We start from the raw sequence: 20,330 nt of genomic DNA, 5'->3' as shown, positions 1-20,330 counted from the left end.
GATGCTGCCAAAGATTGCACAGGATCGCCCCGGCCTGCCGGTGATTGTGATTTCTGCGCAAAATACCATCATGACCGCGATCAAGGCCGCCGAGGCCGAGGCCTATGATTATCTGCCCAAACCGTTCGATCTGCCCGACCTTATGAAGCGCACAGCCCGCGCGCTGGAGCGCAATGGTGCGCCGCGCCGCGTTGTCGAGACGAATGATACAGGTGACCGCGATGATCTGCCCCTCGTGGGGCGCACGCCGGTGATGCAGGCGCTATATCGCGTTGTGGCGCGGGTGATGAACACCGATCTACCAGTCTTGATCTGGGGTGAATCCGGCACCGGTAAATCCTTGATCGGCAAGGCAATTCACGACTTTTCTGATCGTCGCAATCTGCCGTTCGTCACCGTCAATTCGGCTGAACTGCAGGACATCGAAGGGCCTGCACGGGTTCTGGCGCGGGTGCGTGGCGGTACATTTCTGATCGACGAAATCGGTGATTTTTCCGAGGAAATTCAGGCGCGTATTGCACGCATGATGGACACGCCGGGCGAACATGCGCCACGGTTTCTGGCCACCAGCCAATCCGATCTGGCCGCCGCGATGAAGGCGGGGAGCCTGCGGCGCGACCTTTACTACCGGCTGTCCGGGGCGACGCTGCATGTTCCGGCCTTGCGCGACCGCGTCGAAGACATCGGCCTGCTTGCCGCGCATTTTCTGGAACGTTCAGAAACCGGCAATACTGCACCGCGGGCGCTGTCCGATGGGGCCGCCAAGGTTTTCGCCAATTACCAATGGCCGGGCAACGTGCGCCAGCTTGAGCACGCGATGCGACAGCTGGCGCTGACCAGCCGCGCCCCCGAGATTACCCAAACCGAGGCCGAACAGGTCTTGGGTGCGCAGCCCGATCCCGAACCGTTGCGCGCGCAGGCCAATACCGAAAAACTGGGTGCGTCGGTAGAACGTCACTTGCGCCGGTATTTCGATCAGCACGGCTCTATGTTGCCGCCTCCCGGGCTTTATGCCCGTATTCTACGCGAGATCGAGGCCCCATTGATAGAAATCGCGCTCTCTGCAACCGCAGGCAATCAGGCTAAATGTGCTGATCTGCTGGGAATCAACCGCAATACCTTGAGAAAAAAGATCACAGACCTCGATATAGAGGTGACACGCGGTCGCAAAATGATGTAAAAGAGCCACATAACCGTGGCCATCAGGTATCAGAACCTGATCAGGACCACATAAATGGGCGGTTGGTGCATTCGTGCATCACATCATCGGTGAGGATAGCGGGTGCTAACCCGGTCACGCAGCTATTATCTTTTGCGGCTAGAGCGTTTGCGCCGTGTGCGGCGCTATCGCAATTTGGCGACCTTCGGGCTTGTGGTCCTTGGGCCTATTTTGGCGCTTGTCACCTATCTGGTGCTGGGGCCGTTGGGGCAGGGGGCCAGCACGCCAAGCCTCAGACTGATCCTGCTGACTGACCTTGTCTATATTTTACTGGTTGCCGCTCTTGTTTTCAGCCAGGTGGCCCGTTTGATTGCTGCCCGGCGGGCGAAATCTGCCGGATCGCGCTTGCATCTTCGGCTGACGGGTGTGTTTGCGCTGATGGCGCTGATCCCGACGGTCAGCGTTGCTGTTTTTGCGGTCCTCACGATCAACGTGGGGCTGGAGGGATGGTTTTCCGACCGGGTGCGCAGCGTGGTTGGCAATTCGCTGGCGGCTGCGGAAGCGTATGAATTCGAACAACGCGATGACTTGCGTACCGATGCCATCACCATTGCCCGCGCAATCGAGGCCGCCCGCGCCCAAGGCGTCAATATCCCCGACACCCAGCTTTTGGCCGAAGGCCAGCGCCAGATACAGCGCGGCTTGCGCGAGGCTTATCTGATTGATGGCACGGCAGAAATTCGTGCGCGTGGGGACAGGTCGTATCTGTTCGATTATGACGCGCCTACAGCAGACCAGATCACACAGGCGCAATCGGCTGGCGGGTCCCCCGTGGTAATCGAAGACTGGCCCAACAACGAATTCCGCGCATTGATCCTGCTGGGATCATATGTCGATCGTTACCTCTACATCAGCCGTGATGTGGATGGCAAAATACTGTCCTTGCTGGACGAAACCAAAGAAACCGTGCGGCTTTACCAGCAGCTGGAAAACGAACGCGGCAAGCTGTTGTTCGAATTCGGTCTGCTTTATGTGGGCTTTGCGTTGATCCTGATCTTGGCCGCCATCTGGCTGGGCCTGTGGTTTGCCGAACGCCTGTCCGGCCCCGTCGGGCGGCTGACCGGTGCCGCGCAGCAGGTCGGGGCAGGCGATCTTGAGGTGCAGGTCCGCGAAGAGAACGGCGATGACGAAATTGCGATGCTGGGGCGTTATTTCAACCAGATGACCAAGCAGTTAAAGGGCCAGCGCGACACGTTACTGGACAACACCCGCCAGATCGAACGCCGCCGGCGCTTGTTTGATTCTGTGCTTAGTTCGGTCACATCAGGCGTTGTCGGGCTGGACCCCGAAGGGCGGGTGGCCTTTGTAAACCGCTCGGCCATGCGGCTGTTGGATTGGGAAGAAGACCAGCAATCACTGGCGATTTCAGTCGCAATCCCCGAATTCGGACCTTTGTTCGACACGGTCGTGACGGGCCGCAATGAAGTCGCCCAAGCCGAGGTCAAGGTATCGCGTCAGGGCCGGATGGAGAACCTGCTGGTGCGGGTCGCGACGCGGCGCACGGATGATGGGCGGCTTGAAGGGTATGTGGTCGCCTTTGATGATGTGACCGATCTGGTCAGTGCGCAGCGCATGGCCGCATGGGGCGACGTTGCCCGCCGCATCGCCCACGAGATCAAGAACCCTCTGACGCCGATCCAGCTAAGCGCGGAACGCATCCAGCGCAAATTCGGCCCCAAGCTGCCCGATGATGCCGCAAGCCTTGAACAGATGACCGGCGTGATCATCCGCCAGACCGGCGACCTGCGCCGCATCGTCGATGAGTTTTCAAAATTCGCGCGGATGCCCGAACCTGAAACCTCGCTTCAGGATGTGACGCAGCTAGTGCGCGATGCAGTTTTGTTGCAGCGGGCAGGCCAACCCGGTGTCAAGATTACCGTAGATCAACCCAACGGACCTGTGATCGCGCAGGTCGACGCCACGATGGTGTCGCAGGCCTTGACGAACCTGATTAAGAACGCAGGCGAAGCCATTGAAAGCCTGACACAAAAAGGTGATATTGATGGCTTTGAACCGCAGATACAGGTCGCGTTACACACCACGGAAACGACCGTTGAAATAACCATCGCAGACAACGGCATCGGCCTACCCGAAGACCGCGCGCGCCTGTTCGAACCCTATGTGACCACCCGCAGCGAAGGGACCGGCCTTGGCCTGCCCATCGTCAAAAAGATCATCGAAGAACACGGCGGCACCTTGATGCTGGAAAACGCGCCTGTCTTCGCCAACCAGACCCATTTCGGTGCCATGGCAATCATCACCTTGCCCTTGGCCCCAACCTCTCAGCCCAACGTATTGGAGACCCAAGATGAGTGACATTCTAATCGTGGACGACGAACGCGACATTCGTGAATTGATTTCCGATATCCTTGAGGACGAAGGCTATGCCACGCGGCTGGCGGGCAATTCGGACGAAGCGATGAGCGCCATCAACGCCGAAGCGCCAGCGCTGATGGTGCTTGATATCTGGCTCAAGGATAGCCGGATGGACGGGATCGACATCCTCAAATCCGTCAAGCGCGACAATCCGGATGTGCCGGTCGTTATCATTTCGGGGCATGGGAACATTGAAATTGCGGTCGCCGCGATCAAACAGGGGGCGTATGATTTCATCGAAAAGCCCTTTAATATTGACCAGTTACTGGTGGTAATCCGCCGCGCGATGGAAACCTCGCGCTTGCGCCGCGAGAACCAAAGCCTCAAGCGGCGCGACGTGACCAGTACGGAAATGATCGGGACGTCGACATCGTTCAAGACGTTGATGGGTCAATTGGACAAGGTCACCAAATCCAACGGGCGGGTGATGCTGCGCGGCCCGGCGGGCGCAGGCAAGGAAATCGCGGCGCGCTATATTCATGCCAATTCTGCGCGTGCCGCGGCACCTTTTGTCACTGTCAACTGCGCCAGCATCGCGCCAGAGCGTATGGAAGACCTGCTTTTTGGTCGCGAAACGCCCGAGCGTGGGGTCGAACCGGGTCTGTTGGAACAGGCCCATGGCGGGGTGATTTTCTTTGACGAGGTCGCTGATCTGCCGCTGGGGACGCAATCGAAAATCTTGCGGGTGTTGGTGGATCAACAATTCACCCGCGTGGGCGGTGCTGATAAAATCCGCGTCGACCTACGGGTGATTTCAAGCACGAACAAAGACTTGGATGCCGCAATTCGTGCTGAGACCTTTCGGCAAGAATTGTATCACCGCTTGAATGTTGTGCCCATTTCGGTCCCGTCGCTGGAAGAACGCCGCGAAGACATTCCAGTTCTGGCTGAGCATTTTGTAACCGACTTTAACGCAGCCCAAGGCCTGCCATTGCGCGCCTTTACCGATGATGCAGTGGCGTTGCTGCAAACGATGATTTGGCCCGGCAACGTGCGCCAGTTGAAAAACCTTGTGGAACGGGTTTTGATCCTGGGCGACGGGTCAGGCCCGATCGAGGCACGTGAATTGCCCGGCGAGGATGAAAACACCGACGAAGACGGTCGCGTCGTGCTGTCGGGTGCGTTGGCGACCTTGCCGCTGCGCGAAGCCCGCGAGGCGTTCGAGCGTGAGTACCTGCTGACCCAGATCAACCGGTTTGGCGGCAACATCAGCCGCACTGCGAATTTCGTCGGCATGGAACGGTCGGCACTGCACCGCAAGCTGAAAAGCCTCGGGGTTGTGACCTCGGCCAAATCAGGCACGCGCATCGCCCATGTGGACGAAGACGCCGATGCAGTGACCTGACGGTTCCTAGCCTTGGTTGACGATCTGGAAACTGCCATCCTTATTACGGATCACGCAGGATGTTTCTGACAAGGCGGGCAGAGTGGTTGTCGCCCGTACCGGTGCTGCTTTGGCGACGCCCGGCGGGCAAGGTGGGATGGAAGCAGGCGCAAAGCCTGCATCGGCCATACATTGCACCTCGACGCGCTTGCGCAAACCGTCATTAGGGTCATATGTATAGATCTCTCCGGGCTCGAAATATCCCGGTATGGTCACGCATTGCCCCTCGCTGTTGCAGTTAACCCGCGGCGGGACGTAATAGGGCGGTTCGCGTACGATCCGGGTTGAGGCCGGAACTTTGGCCAGCGCCTCGACCTGACACGCAGTGGTTTGGCGTTGGACCACGGCAACGCTGGCACCGGGTTTGTAGTAGATATTCAATGGTGCGCAGGCTGCCAGTGCCAGCATGCCGCTTGTGCAAATCAATCGAATTCTCATTTTCACCACCTCTTGCCACCGTATGGGCTGCTTCCATTTAGACATTTGAATTGACCCTTGCATAGCCATCTGTCATTCAAAAATGTGGTCCATCCGGTGACGCCTCCGGCTAGGGGCCACCGGGCACAAAGCCAAAGGAACCCTTTCATGAAAGTGATTATCTGTGGTGCAGGTCAGGTTGGCTGGCAAATCGCACGTCATTTGTCCGGGGAACGCAACGACGTCACAATCGTCGACAGCAACGCCGATCTGGTGCGCCGTGCGACAGATACGCTTGATGTGCAGGGTATTGCCGGTTTTGCCAGCTATCCTGATGTACTGGACCGTGCCGGGGCCCGCGACGCCGAAATGATCATTGCCGCCACCCATTCGGACGAGGTCAACATGGTGACCTGTCAGGTGGCCCATTCGGTCTTTGGCATCAATCGCAAGATCGCGCGCCTGCGCAGCCAATCTTATCTAACGGCGATCTATTCCGACCTGTACCGCCGCGATCACATGCCCATCGATGTGGTCATCAGCCCCGAAAAGGAAGTCGCAGCCGCAGCCCTGCAACGCCTGTCTGCGCCTGCCGCTTTTGATACCGAAATCTTTATGGACGGTATGGCGCATCTGATCGGCATCCAGATCGAAGAAGATTGCCCCGTCGTGAACACGCCCCTGCGTCAGTTGACCGATCTGTTTTCCACCCTGCGCGCCGTGGTCGTCGGTGTGCGCCGCGATGGTACGCTGTTTGCGCCCGAATCCAAAGACCAGCTGTTTGTCGGCGATGCCTGCTATGTGTTCAGCCACCGCGATGACATCCCGCGCACGTTGGAAATCTTTGGCAAAACCACCAGCAAACTTGAACGTGTCGTGTTGGTCGGCGGCGGCAACGTCGGCCTTGCCGTCGCCCAAAGCCTTGAGCAGCGCGAAAAGCGCGTGCGCGTCAAGATGATCGAAAAAAGCCGCGCCATCGCGGAACATGCTGCCGAAGCGCTCGAACGGACGATTGTGCTGAACGGCGACGGTCTGGATGCGTCGCTTTTGGCCGAAGCAGGGATCAGCCGCGCCGACGCCATGATGGCCATCACCGATGATGACAAAACCAACATGCTGGCCTGCGTGCGCGCCAAGGCCGAAGGCTGCCCCTATGTGATCGCCCTGATCAACGACCCCACCTTGGTGCCCCTGATGGAACCGCTGGGGATCGACGCCTATATCAACCCGCGCGCCACCACCGTCAGTTCGATCCTGCGCCACATCCGCCATGGCCGCGTCCGGTCGGTCTATTCCATCGGCGATGCCGAAGCCGAAGTGATCGAGGCAGAGGTACTGTCAACATCGCCCATCGCAGGCAAACGGGTGTCCGATATTGATTTCCCCGAAGGGGCGCTGATGGGTATGGTGCGCAAAGGCGACCAAGTTATCCGGCCCTTGGGCAACACCCGCATTGAAGAAGGCGATGTGATCGCTGTTTTCTGCCTGGCCAAAGATGTGCCGCAGGTCGAACAGCTGATGCAGGTCTCGATCGACTTTTTCTGATGCAAGGACACGGGCAAGGACAGGACCAAATACGGGGCGACACGGCATGAGACGCAAAAGCCAGATCAGGGCCGGGTTTGTCGAATTGCCGCTGTTTTTGCTGATTTTCGGTATTTTCTGCGCCTCGATGATCATTCCTGCATTCTTTGCGGTCGTGACCCGTGATCATCTGGCATCACGGGCCTTTTTCTATTCCTGCCTGTTGGGCATGGTTGTCTTTATGCTAATCGGGATCGCCCATTCGGGTCGCAAAACCCGTCACGGGGCCTTGGGGCCGCTGTTGTCGCTGTTTTCAAGCTTCCTGCTTTTGCCCGCGCTATTGGCGATTCCCTTTCTCGAGGCCTTGCCCACCACCCGCTTTATCAATGCGTATTTCGATATGGTCAGCGCCATCACAACGACAGGCGCGTCCATGTTCGAAGACCCCGGACGGCTGAGTGATACCTTGCATCTGTGGCGCGCGCAGGTGGGGTGGATGGGCGGTCTTTTGATGTGGATCGCGGCTTCGGCGATCCTTGCACCGCTGCATCTTGGCGGGTTCGAAGTGACCTCGCAGGCCGAGCCGGGAAACCCCGATGCCCGCCGCAACACAACGGCCCCGATCAACCCGCGCCTGCGGCTGCTGCGCACGGCTGCTGCACTTGCGCCCACCTATCTTGCACTGACCCTGCTGCTGTGGCTCTTGTTGCTCGCCAATGGCGACCGGTCGCTGGTGGCGCTGTGCCATGCGATGTCTGTCATGGCCACGTCGGGCATTTCACCTCTGGGCGGAACCCATGACACAGGTGTCGGTTTTGGTGCGGAAATCGTGATGATGATGTTCATGCTGTTTTCCCTGTCGCGGCTGACCTTTTCCAAAGACACCATCACCGCCACCCAAGGCGGGCTGCGCACCGACCCAGAATTCCGCATGGGGCTGGCCTTGATCATTGGCGTCCCTGTTATCTTGTTTGCCCGACATTTTCTGGGCGCTTTCGACGTTGCCGCCAGTGCCGAAGGGCAAGAAACCTTTGGTGCCCTATGGGGGGCGATGTTTACCGTGACCTCTTTCCTGACCACGACCGGATTTGTGAGCGCATCCTGGGGAGAAGCACAAAGCTGGTCCGGGCTGGACACGCCGGGGCTGATCCTGATGGGGCTCGCCCTGATCGGCGGCGGCGTTGCGACCACGGCCGGGGGCGTCAAATTGCTGCGGGTGTTTGCGCTATATCGCAACGGGGCGCGTGAACTTGAACGGCTGGTCTATCCAAATTCGGTTTCCGGTGCGGGGGTCGTAGGACGGCGCCTTCAAAGCAACGGTGCCTTTATCGCATGGATCTTTTTCATGCTGTTCGCCATGTCGCTGGCTGGCGTGACATTACTGCTGACCTTCGTAGGTGCTCCGTTCGAAGAAGCCTTGGTGATGTCCGTGGCCGCGCTGACCACCACTGGTCCGCTGATCGAATTTGCAGCCGACGCACCGATTTCCCTGATCCAGCTAAGCGATACGGCCAAAATGATCCTGTGCGGTGCAATGGTGCTTGGACGGCTCGAGACCCTCGCCATTATTGCGCTATTGACCCCGGATTTGTGGCGCGCGTGACACGATAGGCAAGCTGTTGCAGCTGACGGATTCACATTGGGGGTGGAATCTCTGCGCGCGGGCCGCCATAGTTAATTCAACAGGGGGTTCGATCCGCGAACACCAGCAAGAAAAACAGCAAGAACAAGGGCGAGACCATTATGGCGTCTGACAGACAGAACCTTCAGGATGCATTCCTGAACCATGTGCGCAAAACAAAGGTGCCAGTCACCATATTCCTGATCAACGGGGTCAAGCTGCAAGGCGTGATCACGTGGTTTGACAATTTCTGCGTGCTTTTACGCAGGGATGGGCAGTCGCAGCTTGTGTATAAACACGCGATATCAACCATCATGCCAAGCCAGCCGATCTCGCTTTACGAGGGTGAAGACGCTTCTTGAGCCGCCCAACTTTTCAGATAGACGACACCGACGGGCCTAAGTTTACACGGGCTTGGGTGTTGCACCCTGACATCAAAAACAACAATGACCGCCGATTGGCGGAGCCGGCCTTGGCCGAAGCAATCGCCTTGGCCGAAGCCTTGCCACAGCTTGAGGTTGAAGGTGCTGATATTGTGCCGTTGCGCACCGTCAGCGCCGGGATGTTGTTCGGCTCTGGCAAGATCGAAGAGCTGAAACGCAAATTCGAAGACGCCGAAGTCGAACTGGTTTTGGTCGACGGGTCCGTCACGCCAGTGCAGCAGCGCAACCTTGAAAAAGCTTGGGGCGTGAAACTGTTGGACCGCACCGGCCTGATTCTCGAGATTTTCAGCGACCGTGCTGCGACCCGTGAAGGCGTCTTACAGGTCGAAATGGCTGCGCTGAACTATCAGCGTACCCGACTTGTGCGCGCATGGACCCACCTTGAACGTCAGCGTGGCGGGCTTGGCTTTGTCGGTGGTCCGGGCGAAACCCAGATTGAATCGGACCGTCGCGCCATTGATGAACAGCTTGTCCGCTTGCGCCGGCAGTTGGACAAAGTCGTAAAGACCCGCGCGCTGCACCGTGCTGCCCGCGCCAAGGTGCCGTATCCGATTGTGGCACTGGTCGGTTATACCAACGCTGGAAAATCGACACTTTTCAACCGCTTGACCGGTGCCGATGTTATGGCCAAGGACATGCTGTTTGCGACACTAGACCCGACGATGCGCAGCCTTGTACTGCCCGACGGTCCCGAGATCATTCTAAGCGATACCGTTGGTTTCATTTCTGATTTGCCAACGGAACTGGTCGCAGCCTTCCGCGCGACCCTAGAAGAAGTGCTGGCCGCAGATATCATCTGCCACGTGCGCGATATCTCGCATGCGGAAACGGAAGAGCAGGCGCAAAACGTCCGCGATATTCTGACGTCTTTGGGCGTGCCCAAGGAAACCCGCAGTTTCGAAGTCTGGAACAAGGTTGACTTGCTGGCCCCGGACCGCGCCGATGCCGTGCGCGCACGCGCAGAGCGTGACCCGAACGTGCTGGCGATCTCGGCCGTTACGGGCGAGGGGCTTGAACAGTTGCAGTCCGTGGTCGCCGAAGCCTTGCAAGGGGTGGTGCGCGAGACTGACCTTGAGCTGGGGTTTGATCAAGGTAAAGAACGCGCTTGGCTCTTTGCCCAAGAGGTTGTTCTGCATGAAGAACAGACCGACACTGGCTTTGTTCTGACCGTGCGGTGGTCTGCCCAACAAGAAGCGCAATTCCAGCGGTTATAGCCACCGGTCACTGCGTGCATAATTTTTTCTAAAAAAATTGCCCGGAAAATTCGAATTTTCCGCTCCCTGCTGCATATGTATCTTAGACAGAATGGCAGGGGGCCTTATGACGATACTCATTCTCTACATCACGACTTTTGCCGTTTTTCTTGGGCTGGACTTTCTAGGCCTGAATTTTCTGATCAAACCGGTCTTTGCCCGCGATATCGGACCTTTGTTGTTGGACAGTTTTAGACTGTTACCCGCCTTTATTTTTTATGCGTTCTACATTGCCGTGCTGCTTTATTTCGTATCCGTGCCGGGTCTTGCGCAGGACAAAAGCGTTTTGTGGGTCTTCGCGCAGGGTGCGCTGATCGGCGCCTTGGGATATGGAACGTACGAGTTTACCAACCTTGCGACCTTAAAGGATTGGACGCCCCAGATGGTGGCGACAGACTTTAGCTGGGGCGTCATTTTGACGGGCGTTTCGGCCACGGCTGGTGTTTGGTTAACTAGGGTCTTTACCTGATTGGAACGCCGGGTTGGGGGCCAGCCCCCCGACCTTTGGCCGTCCCCCGGGATTTTTTTCCATTTGGAATCAAGGGCCCGTTTCAGAGGCAAAGCGCCATGCGCCAGGCTGTAGGGCGTTAAGATGCCAGTCACCGATTTGAGCACGGATAAGGCGCAATGTTGGCAAGCCGACATGGGCAGTCATCCGGCGAACCTGCCGGTTGCGACCTTCGGTGATTGTGATGGACAACCAGGCATCGGGCACTGATTTGCGGAATCGCACGGGGGGATCTCGCTCCCATAAACCCGCTGGAGCTTCGATGAGCGCGACTTTGGCAGGTGCGGTTTTGCCATCTTTCAAAGTGACACCTTGGCGCAAGGCTTTCAGCGCTGTTTCATCTGGCGTGCCTTCGACCTGAACCCAATATGTTTTGGCCAGTTTGTATTTGGGGTGGGAAATCCGGGCCTGAAGCGCGCCGTTATCTGTCAGCACCATCAAGCCTTCGCTGTCGCGGTCCAACCTGCCTGCGGGGTAGAACCCTTTTTCATCGATAAAGCCCGATAATGTCGGGCGCGGTGACCCTTCGGTGCCTTTGTCGGTAAATTGCGACAGCACTCCAAAGGGTTTATTGAACAGGATGACGCGGTTCATGGCGCTGCCGGCAGTAGTTTGGTGATGCCGACCGATGCCGCGCGCGCGAGGCCTTGGTCCAAGGACATCGGGATGTATTCACCACGCCGCCAAAGCTGTGCCAGATCATCATAGTGCGGCGACAGAAAGTGGCCCGATTGGCCGGTCGATGTAACAAAAACCGAAGAATCGGGATCGGCAAAGTCATAGACCCCCCGGAACCCTGCGCCATGCACATTGAAGAAGGGGTCAGGCCCGCTGCCTGCCGTCCGGCCCCGCTGTAGGGTGTTATCGCCGCCAGAAGTAGATTGGCGGATGTTCACAAAATACCGCAGCAAGGGGACGTTGCCCAAGGTCTGATGATCATGTGTCGCCTGATGCGCATCGCCCCAACGCAAGGATTCAAGCTGGCCGCCCCATGTCTCGTTGATCCAGATCAGCGCGTCGTCTAAAGCCAGTCGCGCCATTTCAGGGCAGGCTTCAACCGGTCCGGATTGCAGCACGTCGCACCATATTCCAGCACCCTCGACGTTGCGAAAGACGCGTTCGATGAACAGGGGTTCGACGTGGTCGAATTCTAGCGCAAGCGGGCCAAGTTCGTCCTGAATCAGCCGCGATTGCAGCGCGCGCAGCCATGCCGCATAGATCAGCGGTTCGGGCATATGTTCATTCATCTCACCGGACCAGCCTGCCAACAGGACCAAGGCCCGCTGCCGCTGACGTTCGGCTGTGCCCTCGGGGGCGGTTTCGCCGGTGAACCACAGTTCAGCCCCGATCAAGGGCAGCAAGCTACGTGCGGTGAAGCTGACCGTATCAAGCTGCGCTTCGATAAAGCTGTCGCGGGTGTGGACTTGGCGGCGTTGCATCAGGTTGCGCCACCGCTGGATGCGTTGCGTGTCGCCCCATTTATACGAGACGTGATTGGGAAAGGGACGTTCGACGGTTTTGTTATTTGTATTGCCCAAGATGCCACCTTGGGGCGCAATAAATTCTGGATTGGAACTGAAGGGCAGGATACCTTGCCAGCGGTTTTGCGCGATCCAGCCGGGGGTGGGCATCCGGCCTTGGCTTTGGTGGCCCGGGTCGCGGGCCGGCAGCGCACCTATGGTTTTCATCGCGATCGTCTCGCGGTCGACGAAGGTCACGTTTTGCGACGGTGCAATATAGCCTTCGCTGGCCGCGATTCCGTCTTGGACGGATTTCGCCTCCATCATCGCCATGGCGGCGGCGACTGAGGTGTCATTGGGGCTAAGGGCGGTCCAGTTCACCGTTGCTACATGGCCAGGCGGCGTGATGGCGGCCAGATTATAGTGGCTACCGGGCAATACGGGGCCATTATCGGTCCAGCGCAAGGTCAGGGTGATAGGGTCGGCATCCTTGACTGTGATGATCGAGGCGCGTTTGACAAATTCTTTGAACCCGTCGGGCGTGCGGTATTCTTCGGTATTGTCGGGGTTTAGTTCCTCGATATAGACGTCCTGATCATCGGCATAAGACGAGGTCAGGCCCCAACCAAGGGCTGCGCTGCGCCCGGTCAGCACCACGGGAATGCCGGGGATTGTGCCGCCGATCACCCCGCCTGATTGCAGTTCCAATCTGGCAAGGTACCAGATTGCTGGTGCGGTAAAGCCCAGATGTGGATCATTCGCCAAAAGTGTCCCGCCCGATGCGGACCGATCGCGGGCTGCCGCCCATGCATTCGACGCACCGGCCAGATCAAAGCGTTTGAATGGCGACAACGGGGATGTGTCCATCGGGATATTTTCAGCAAACTGCGACAACCCCGGCACAAGGGCGGCATATTCTGGCAACGCCGCAATACCGCTGCCCGGCGCGTCGGGCAAAATATCGGCCAGGCGGTCCAGATCAGGCAAAGCCAGCGACGTGCGCGCGCGCAGCACCTCGGCGTCAAGATGTCCAGACAATTGCAGGGCCAACAACTTGACCAAGGCAACAGAATCAGCCGCCCGCCAAGGGGCGACAGGCGTATCAAACAGCAGCATTTCCGGGGCACCACGGCCCAACGCCTCGGAATTGATCTGGTCCAGTCGTGCGTTTACACCAGCGGCATAAGCATCCAGCGACGCGCGGGTTTTCGGATCAAGCGCCGACACTGATTGCACCGCCAGCGTGGCCAGATCGAAACGGCGCAGCAAGCGGTCAAGGCGCACGGTCCTGCTGCCGAACACTTCGGACAGACGGCCCTGAACCGTGCGGCGCATGGTGATCATCTGCCATAAACGGTCCTGCGCATGGGCAAAACCCAAGCCATAGAACACATCCAGATCGTTCTGCGCAAAGATGTGCGGCACGTTCGCATTATCGCGCACAATTTCGACCTCGGCGCGCAGGTTTGGCACTCGAACCGTATCATTGTAATCGGGCAGGGACCGCGAGGCGAGCCAATAGCCACCGATCAAGGCCAGAACCGCCAAGACGATCAAAAGGGAGGCCACACGCATGAGCCACCGGAATATCACTGCCATTTGACGCTCCTGTTAAAACCCGCGTGCGATTGACCAAAGCCAGCAGGGTGATAGGTGTTGTACCAGCCAATAGCGCAACTGATGGATAAGGAAAAGACGATGGCAAAACTCGCATTTTTGGGACTGGGCGTCATGGGCGGCCCGATGGCTGCACATCTGCAAAAAGCAGGTCATGATGTAACAGTGTACAACCGCACGACCGAAAAGGCCCGCCAATGGGCCGAAACTCATGGTGGTGCCATGGCGCAAACCCCGCGCGAGGCCGCAAAGGGTGCGGATTTTGTGATATCCTGCGTTGGCAATGACGATGATCTGCGGGCCGTAACCTTGGGCGACGACGGTGCGTTTGCCGGCATGACCAGCGGCGCTGTTTTCGTAGATCACACCACAGTATCCGCTGCGGTCACGCGTGAACTTTATGCGGTGGCGGATACGGCTCAGCTTAGCTTTATTGATGCGCCGATTTCAGGCGGTCAGGCCGGGGCGGAAAACGGCCAACTTTCGATCATGTGTGGTGGTGATCAAGGCGCGTTTGACCGTGCTTTGCCAGTGATGGAAGTCTATTCCAAGATTTGCCGCCGTCTGGGCGATAGCGGTGCTGGTCAGATGACCAAAATGTGCAACCAGATCGCGATTGCAGGGCTGGTCCAAGGCCTGTCCGAGGCGCTGCATTTCGCACAGAAAGCCGGTCTTGATGGCCGCGCCGTTGTCGAAGTGATCAGCCAAGGTGCAGCCGGAAGCTGGCAGATGGCCAACCGCTACGAGACGATGCTGGACGATAAGTTCGAGCATGGCTTCGCCGTTGACTGGATGCGCAAGGATCTGGGGATTTGTCTGGATACCGCCGACGAGATCGCAGCAAGCCTGCCGGTCACAGCGCTTGTGGATCAGTTCTATAAGGATGTGCAAAAGATGGGCGGCGGGCGATGGGATACATCAAGCCTGATCAAACGCTTTAGCTAATTTCGCCAATGTTGCAACCGGCCCGCTGATGGCGGGTCGGTTACTATTTAAATTCAATAACTTACGCATCAAACTTAAGGTATGATGCGCGAATATTTGCTGCCCTCAAGGGTTGCGCCAATCCGCAGGCCCGCGCGGCCAAACACCACAGCCAAGACGGGTGACAGCGCCGTGGTGGTATCGGCATTGACGCTTTCACCCCGGTCCGAGATCACATATTCAACGTTCGCCCCCGCAACCCAACCGGGCGAACGGCGGAAATTGCTTACCGCGTCTTGGGTCATGAAGAACAACACATGCGCATATTGCTGTGCGCCGATCTGCAAGCCGCCCGTTGCCTTGGTGACCGAATAATAATCCACCGTCACATCATCAATGCGAAAGGCACCCCGCCCATAGGCACCACCAATGCCAAGCCCGGCTTCGGTCACCAGCGGCATCACCAACATCCCGCTGGAGCGTTGCGCCAACTGGCGTGTATTGGGGAACTGGCGATACATTTCTTGTAGGGTCGCGTTGACGCGTGCGTCAATCATCACGCTGCCTCTGCTGCCGACACCGTTCCCGCAGGCCGCCACACCGCCTGCGCTGGCCAGTGCGCCCAACGCAAAAGCGCGGCGCGAAAGTCTAGAATTGCTCATGTTATTTTGCCTGTAATTACCTGTGCCGGTTTTCCCCGACTTACAGGCGACCTTATGCCGAAACTTCAGCGGTGTCACGGTTTTAGGGCCGGAATCGGCGGTGATTTGCCATCAGAGCGCCGAATTCTGATCCAATCCCAGCCCTAACCGTTCATCAATCGTGCCGCAGCGGGGGCGAAATAGGTCAAAACCCCGTCACAACCCGCACGTTTGAAGCCCATCAAACTTTCCATCATAATGCGTTCCTCGTCGATCCAACCGTTCTGGGCCGCAGCCTTGATCATGCTGTATTCGCCCGACACCTGATAGGCAAAAGTCGGCGCGCCAAAGGTGGATTTAACGCGCTGGCAGATGTCCAGATAGGGCAGGCCGGGCTTGACCATGACCATATCGGCCCCCTCGCGCAGATCGCGTTCAATCAGGCGCAAGGCCTCGTTGCTGTTCGCGTAATCCATCTGATAGGTTTTCTTGTCGCCCGTCAGCGCCCCCGATGCACCGACAGCGTCGCGGAACGGACCATAAAACGCCGAGGCGTATTTGGCTGCATAACTCATGATCATCACGTCTGAATGGCCGGCCCCCTCAAGCCCGCTACGGATCGCCGCGATGCGCCCATCCATCATGTCGGAAGGCCCGATGATGTTAGCGCCCGCCTCGGCTTGGGCCAGCGACATCTTGACCAATGCCTCGACCGTGCGGTCATTGACGATAATCCCGTTTTCGACAAAGCCGTCGTGACCGTTGATATTATAGGTATCAAGCGCCACGTCGGTCATAACGACCATCTGCGGCACGGCGTCGCGGATCGCACGGATCGCGCGGTTTGCATTGTTCTGCGGGTCCCAAGCACCGGCGCAATCTTCGGTGCGATCTTCGATGCCAGTATAAGGAAAGATACACATCGCACCAATGCCCAGATCAGCAGCCTCGCGAGCGGCCTCGACGATCTTGTCGACACTGCGGCGAAACACACCCGGCATCGAGGGAATCGGTTCTTCGATGCCCTCGCCGGAGCGCACGAAAACGGGCCAGATCAGATCACCGACATTCAGCGCGTTTTCACGCACCAAGGCGCGCACGCCCTCGGATTGACGGGTCCGGCGTAGACGGCTGGCAGGAAAAGAAGCTTGGGTTGGTCGCATGAAAAATGTCCTTGGATAGGGATGCACAAGGCTTGGCACGTATTTTTGCACGGCTCAAGGCTAGGAATTGCCGCAATCCATCGTTATGACTGGCAAAAGTTGCAGGGCGATACGTCCGTACGCGACGGTTCCTGAATCAAAGATGAGCTCCCATTGGACTGGTATCAGACAATATTCGAAGTGATCGACATGCGATCCTTCTCAAATCTCTGGTTTTGGATTGCCCTTGCTGTGATCTGGTCGACGGCCAGTCATTGGGTCTTGGGCGTTCCATATGACATGGTGCTGCGCGCCCGTCGTCACGGGGAACAGGCCCAGGTCGATCTTGAGGACATGGTGCGCATCAACGTTAACCGCATCCTTTATATCGCTCAGGTATCTGGCTTGTGGATTTTGGGGTTTAGCTGCTTTTTCCTGACCATGCTGCTGATATTGGCCGTGTTTTACAGCTTCCAGTTCGCCCAAGCGGTGCTGTTGTTGGCAGCCCCCCTAAGCATTGTCACCGTCCTTAGCCTGTCGACAGCCCAGCAGATCCGCGAAGAATCGGCCACCGGCGACCTGCTTTACAAGCGTCTGACGCGGCACCGCATCTACACCCAGATCATTGGCATGGTGTCGATCTTTATCACCTCGATGTGGGGCATGTACCAAAACCTGTATGTCGGTCCGTTCGGCGGTTGACAAACCCCACCCAAGGATCAAGTGACAAGGTCATGGCGAACACCTCTTATATCACGCTTTCAGGCGTGCCCGAAGGATTTGATGCGCGCGCGTTGCTGGACGAGCTTGGCAAAAATGCCGTGCCCGTGCTGCATGTGGCGCGCGACGACAAACGCATGGCGGCGATGCAATCCGCGCTGCGGTTTTTTGCCCCCGATGTCCCGGTTATCACCTTTCCGGGTTGGGATTGTCTGCCCTATGACCGCGTATCGCCCAATGCCGATATATCGGCGCAGCGTATGGCGACACTGGCGGGTCTGGTGCACGGGATGCCGGACAAATACATCCTGCTGACCACATTGAACGCGGCAACCCAACGGGTGCCCGCCCGCGCGATCCTGCGCGATGCGGCGTTTTCGGCCCGCGTCGGGGACCGCATTGACGAAAGCGCGTTGCGCAATTTTCTGGTCCGCATGGGCTTTGTCCAAAGCCCCACAGTAACCGAACCCGGCGATTACGCGATCCGGGGCGGCATCATCGACATCTATCCACCCGGCGATCTGGGTCCGGTCCGGCTGGATCTGTTCGGTGACACCCTGGATGGCGCGCGCCGGTTTGATCCGCTAACCCAACGCACCACTGAAAAGCTTGATCTGGTCGAACTTGCCCCCGTCAGCGAAGTCATTCTGGACGAGGGTGCCATCACACGATTTCGCCAGAACTACCGCATCGAATTCGGGGCCGCGGGTACCGATGATCCGCTTTACGAGGCGATCAGCGCAGGGCGCAAGCACCAAGGGGCCGAACATTGGATGTCGTTTTTCCATGCGGATTTGGAAACGCTGTTCGACTATCTGCCCAAGGCCACCGTCACGCTGGACGATCAGCTGACGCCGCAGCGTTTGGCCCGCTGGGACAGCATCGCCGATCAATATGAAACGCGGCGTATCGCCATGGCCAACCGGTCGAAAATGGACAGCGTGTACAAACCCGCGCCGCCTGAGGGGCTGTACCTGACCGATACCGCTTGGGAACAGGCGTTGATCGGCAAACGCGTCATCCAGTTCAAGCCGCTGCCGCAGCCCACCGGCCCCAATGTGTTGGATGCAGGCGGGCGGATGGGGCGCAATTTCGCACCTGAGCGCCAGCAAGAATCTATCAGCCTTTTTGGGGCGTTGGCGACACATATTAAAGCGAAACTTGAAGACGGTCCTGTCGTCATCGCGAGCTATTCCGAAGGGGCACGCGAACGCCTGACCGGACTGATCGAAGACGAAGGCCTGTCCGAAGTGATCCCGATCGCCAACGGCACGCGCATCGGCAAACGCGGTCTGCATTTGGCGGTCTGGGCGCTAGAGCACGGGTTTGAAGCGCCTTGGACTTTAACCGGAGACGCGGCGGGCAACAAATCCCGCATCACCGTGCTGTCCGAACAGGACGTGCTTGGTGAACGGCTGATCCGGTCGGCCAAACGCAAACGCCGCGCGGAAAACTTCCTTACGGAAACCCAGTCCCTCACGCCGGGCGATCTGGTTGTGCATGTGGACCATGGTATTGGCCGCTATCTGGGGATGGAGGTCATCACCGCCGCAGGGGCTGCGCATGAATGTCTGCTGCTGGAATATGCCGATAATTCAAAGCTGTATTTGCCAGTTGAAAACATCGAACTGCTGTCGAAATACGGCCATGACGAAGGTCTGCTTGACAAACTAGGCGGCGGTGCATGGCAGTCGAAAAAGGCCAAGCTCAAGGAACGCATCCGCGAGATGGCGGACAAGCTGATCCGCATCGCAGCAGAGCGCGCCTTGCGCAAAGCGCCCATCATGGACCCGCCTCCGGGGATGTGGGACGCATTTTCCGCGCGCTTCCCCTATACCGAAACGGACGACCAGATGTCCGCGATCAACGATGTGATCGACGATCTGACCTCCGGCAATCCGATGGACCGTCTGATTTGCGGCGATGTCGGCTTTGGCAAGACCGAGGTCGCCATGCGCGCCGCATTTGTTGCCGCGATGTCGGGCCTTCAGGTGGCCGTTATCGCACCCACGACCTTGCTGGCACGTCAGCATTACAAATCCTTTGCCGAACGCTTTCGCGGTTTTCCTTTGGAAGTCCGCCAGTTGTCGCGGTTCGTCACCACCAAAGAAGCCAATGCCACCCGCGAAGGCATGGCGAAAGGCACCGTTGATGTTGTGATCGGCACCCATGCTTTGCTGGCCAAGAACATCAAGTTCAACAACCTTGGCCTGCTGATCATCGACGAAGAACAGCATTTCGGCGTCGGCCACAAAGAACGCCTTAAGGCGATGCGCACCGACATTCACGTGCTGACCCTGACCGCGACACCAATCCCGCGCACCCTGCAACTTAGCCTGACGGGCGTGCGGGATCTGTCGATCATCGGTACGCCGCCTGTGGACCGTCTGGCGATCCGCACCTATGTGTCCGAATTCGACACCGTCACCCTGCGCGAGGCGCTGCTGCGCGAACATTATCGCGGCGGGCAGTCGTTTTACGTGGTCCCGCGTATTTCGGACCTGCCCGAGATCGAGGCGTTTTTGAAGGCGCAGCTGCCCGAACTGACCTATCTGGTGGCCCATGGCCAGATGGCTGCGGGAGAGCTGGATGACCGGATGAATGCGTTCTACGATGGCAAATATGACATCTTGCTGGCCACCACGATTGTTGAATCCGGTCTGGATATCCCGACCGCCAATACGATGATCGTGCACCGCGCCGATATGTTCGGCCTTGCGCAATTGTATCAAATCCGCGGCCGTGTGGGGCGTTCAAAAACCCGTGCCTATGCGTACCTGACCACCAAACCACGCGCCAAACTGACCGCGACCGCCGAAAAGCGTCTGCGCGTGCTGGGCAGTCTGGACACATTGGGGGCAGGATTCACGCTGGCGTCACAGGATTTGGACATTCGCGGCGCGGGTAACCTGTTGGGCGAAGAACAATCCGGCCAGATGCGCGATGTCGGCTTCGAACTGTATCAATCCATGCTGGAGGACGCGATTGCCAAGATCAAGGCGGGCGAAATGGAAGGCGTCATCGACGATGACGGTCAATGGGCACCGCAGATCAATCTGGGCGTGCCAGTTCTGATCCCCG

16 protein-coding genes are annotated in these 20,330 nt (G+C 58.2%); 11 read left to right on the top strand and 5 right to left on the bottom strand.

Annotated features, from left to right (window positions below):
• The 3 genes from ABYT07_RS09855 to ABYT07_RS09845 form a co-directional block, all read left to right on the top strand.
• A partial coding sequence (locus ABYT07_RS09855; protein ID WP_372991262.1) for a sigma 54-interacting transcriptional regulator occupies positions 1 to 1,180 on the top strand: 1,180 nt, incomplete at its 5' end.
• 132 nt (positions 1,181 to 1,312) lie between these two features.
• Entirely contained in the window at positions 1,313 to 3,535 is a 2,223-nt protein-coding gene (locus ABYT07_RS09850) for an ATP-binding protein (protein ID WP_372991264.1), read from the top strand.
• On the top strand, positions 3,528 to 4,940 hold the full coding sequence (locus tag ABYT07_RS09845; protein ID WP_372991261.1) for a sigma-54-dependent transcriptional regulator: 1,413 nt from the start codon (positions 3,528 to 3,530) through the stop codon (positions 4,938 to 4,940). The genes ABYT07_RS09850 and ABYT07_RS09845 overlap by 8 nt, the downstream gene beginning before the upstream one ends.
• Positions 4,941 to 4,946: 6 nt before the next feature.
• On the opposite strand, the gene ABYT07_RS09840 is transcribed toward ABYT07_RS09845, so the two are convergent.
• The gene (locus ABYT07_RS09840; RefSeq protein WP_372991260.1) at positions 4,947 to 5,417 is read right to left on the bottom strand and encodes a hypothetical protein; all 471 of its coding nucleotides are present in this window, start codon (positions 5,415 to 5,417) and stop codon (positions 4,947 to 4,949) included.
• Between the two features lie 147 nt (positions 5,418 to 5,564).
• Here ABYT07_RS09840 and trkA point away from each other — a divergent pair, with 147 nt between their 5' ends.
• From trkA to ABYT07_RS09815, 5 genes are all read left to right on the top strand, one after another.
• Entirely contained in the window at positions 5,565 to 6,941 is a 1,377-nt protein-coding gene (gene trkA, locus ABYT07_RS09835) for a Trk system potassium transporter TrkA (RefSeq protein WP_372991258.1), read from the top strand.
• Between the two features lie 46 nt (positions 6,942 to 6,987).
• Positions 6,988 to 8,523 (top strand): TrkH family potassium uptake protein, encoded by a 1,536-nt coding sequence (locus tag ABYT07_RS09830; RefSeq protein WP_372991256.1) that lies wholly within the window; start codon positions 6,988 to 6,990, stop codon positions 8,521 to 8,523.
• Positions 8,524 to 8,663: 140 nt separating this feature from the next.
• Entirely contained in the window at positions 8,664 to 8,903 is a 240-nt protein-coding gene (gene hfq / locus ABYT07_RS09825) for an RNA chaperone Hfq (protein ID WP_007119530.1), read from the top strand.
• Positions 8,900 to 10,198 carry a GTPase HflX gene (gene hflX, locus ABYT07_RS09820; protein ID WP_372991252.1) on the top strand — a complete coding sequence of 433 codons (1,299 nt, stop codon included), beginning with the start codon at positions 8,900 to 8,902 and terminating at the stop codon, positions 10,196 to 10,198. The genes hfq and hflX overlap by 4 nt, the downstream gene beginning before the upstream one ends.
• A gap of 106 nt (positions 10,199 to 10,304) precedes the next feature.
• A complete protein-coding gene (locus tag ABYT07_RS09815) occupies positions 10,305 to 10,706 on the top strand; it encodes a DUF2177 family protein (protein ID WP_372991250.1) in 402 nt (133 codons plus the stop codon).
• Between the two features lie 69 nt (positions 10,707 to 10,775).
• Here the strand turns inward: ABYT07_RS09815 and ABYT07_RS09810 are convergent, their stop codons facing one another.
• Together ABYT07_RS09810 and ABYT07_RS09805 are read right to left on the bottom strand one after the other, a co-directional pair.
• Complete coding sequence (locus ABYT07_RS09810; protein WP_372991248.1) at positions 10,776 to 11,339, bottom strand: rRNA large subunit pseudouridine synthase E; 564 nt, start codon at positions 11,337 to 11,339, stop codon at positions 10,776 to 10,778.
• The gene (locus ABYT07_RS09805; RefSeq protein WP_372991247.1) at positions 11,336 to 13,804 is read right to left on the bottom strand and encodes a penicillin acylase family protein; all 2,469 of its coding nucleotides are present in this window, start codon (positions 13,802 to 13,804) and stop codon (positions 11,336 to 11,338) included. The genes ABYT07_RS09810 and ABYT07_RS09805 overlap by 4 nt, the downstream gene beginning before the upstream one ends.
• Positions 13,805 to 13,903: 99 nt before the next feature.
• Between ABYT07_RS09805 and ABYT07_RS09800 the strand changes: the two genes are divergently transcribed.
• Positions 13,904 to 14,767 (top strand): NAD(P)-dependent oxidoreductase, encoded by an 864-nt coding sequence (locus ABYT07_RS09800; RefSeq protein ID WP_372991245.1) that lies wholly within the window; start codon positions 13,904 to 13,906, stop codon positions 14,765 to 14,767.
• A gap of 74 nt (positions 14,768 to 14,841) precedes the next feature.
• On the opposite strand, the gene ABYT07_RS09795 is transcribed toward ABYT07_RS09800, so the two are convergent.
• Positions 14,842 to 15,408, bottom strand: a complete 567-nt coding sequence (locus tag ABYT07_RS09795) for a YSC84-related protein (RefSeq protein ID WP_372991244.1) — start codon at positions 15,406 to 15,408, stop codon at positions 14,842 to 14,844.
• Positions 15,409 to 15,551: 143 nt separating this feature from the next.
• A complete protein-coding gene (gene hemB / locus ABYT07_RS09790) occupies positions 15,552 to 16,550 on the bottom strand; it encodes a porphobilinogen synthase (RefSeq protein WP_372991242.1) in 999 nt (332 codons plus the stop codon).
• 153 nt (positions 16,551 to 16,703) lie between these two features.
• On the opposite strand from hemB, the gene ABYT07_RS09785 reads away from it, so the two are divergent.
• A complete protein-coding gene (locus ABYT07_RS09785) occupies positions 16,704 to 17,231 on the top strand; it encodes a component of SufBCD complex (RefSeq protein ID WP_372991241.1) in 528 nt (175 codons plus the stop codon).
• 32 nt (positions 17,232 to 17,263) lie between these two features.
• The coding region (gene mfd / locus ABYT07_RS09780; RefSeq protein WP_372991239.1) for a transcription-repair coupling factor at positions 17,264 to 20,330 on the top strand (3,067 nt) is incomplete at its 3' end.

Source organism: Sulfitobacter sp. (assembly GCF_041552635.1).
Classification (GTDB): Bacteria; Pseudomonadota; Alphaproteobacteria; order Rhodobacterales; family Rhodobacteraceae; genus Sulfitobacter.
The sequence above is the reverse complement of the archived record's forward strand: the minus strand, read 5'-3'. Positions and strand labels throughout refer to the sequence as shown.

Bases quoted from the DNA above. Each gene is read 5' to 3' on its own strand.
- trkA (WP_372991258.1), top strand. From the start codon at position 5,565: ATGAAAGTGATTATCTGTGGTGCAGGTCAGGTTGGCTGGCAAATCGCA.
- hemB (WP_372991242.1), bottom strand. From the start codon at position 16,550: ATGCGACCAACCCAAGCTTCTTTTCCTGCCAGCCGTCTACGCCGGACC.
- ABYT07_RS09815 (WP_372991250.1), top strand. From the start codon at position 10,305: ATGACGATACTCATTCTCTACATCACGACTTTTGCCGTTTTTCTTGGG.
- ABYT07_RS09800 (WP_372991245.1), top strand. From the start codon at position 13,904: ATGGCAAAACTCGCATTTTTGGGACTGGGCGTCATGGGCGGCCCGATG.
- hfq (WP_007119530.1), top strand. From the start codon at position 8,664: ATGGCGTCTGACAGACAGAACCTTCAGGATGCATTCCTGAACCATGTG.
- ABYT07_RS09840 (WP_372991260.1), bottom strand. From the start codon at position 5,417: ATGAGAATTCGATTGATTTGCACAAGCGGCATGCTGGCACTGGCAGCC.
- ABYT07_RS09795 (WP_372991244.1), bottom strand. From the start codon at position 15,408: ATGAGCAATTCTAGACTTTCGCGCCGCGCTTTTGCGTTGGGCGCACTG.
- ABYT07_RS09805 (WP_372991247.1), bottom strand. From the start codon at position 13,804: ATGGCAGTGATATTCCGGTGGCTCATGCGTGTGGCCTCCCTTTTGATC.
- ABYT07_RS09830 (WP_372991256.1), top strand. From the start codon at position 6,988: ATGAGACGCAAAAGCCAGATCAGGGCCGGGTTTGTCGAATTGCCGCTG.
- ABYT07_RS09845 (WP_372991261.1), top strand. From the start codon at position 3,528: ATGAGTGACATTCTAATCGTGGACGACGAACGCGACATTCGTGAATTG.
- ABYT07_RS09810 (WP_372991248.1), bottom strand. From the start codon at position 11,339: ATGAACCGCGTCATCCTGTTCAATAAACCCTTTGGAGTGCTGTCGCAA.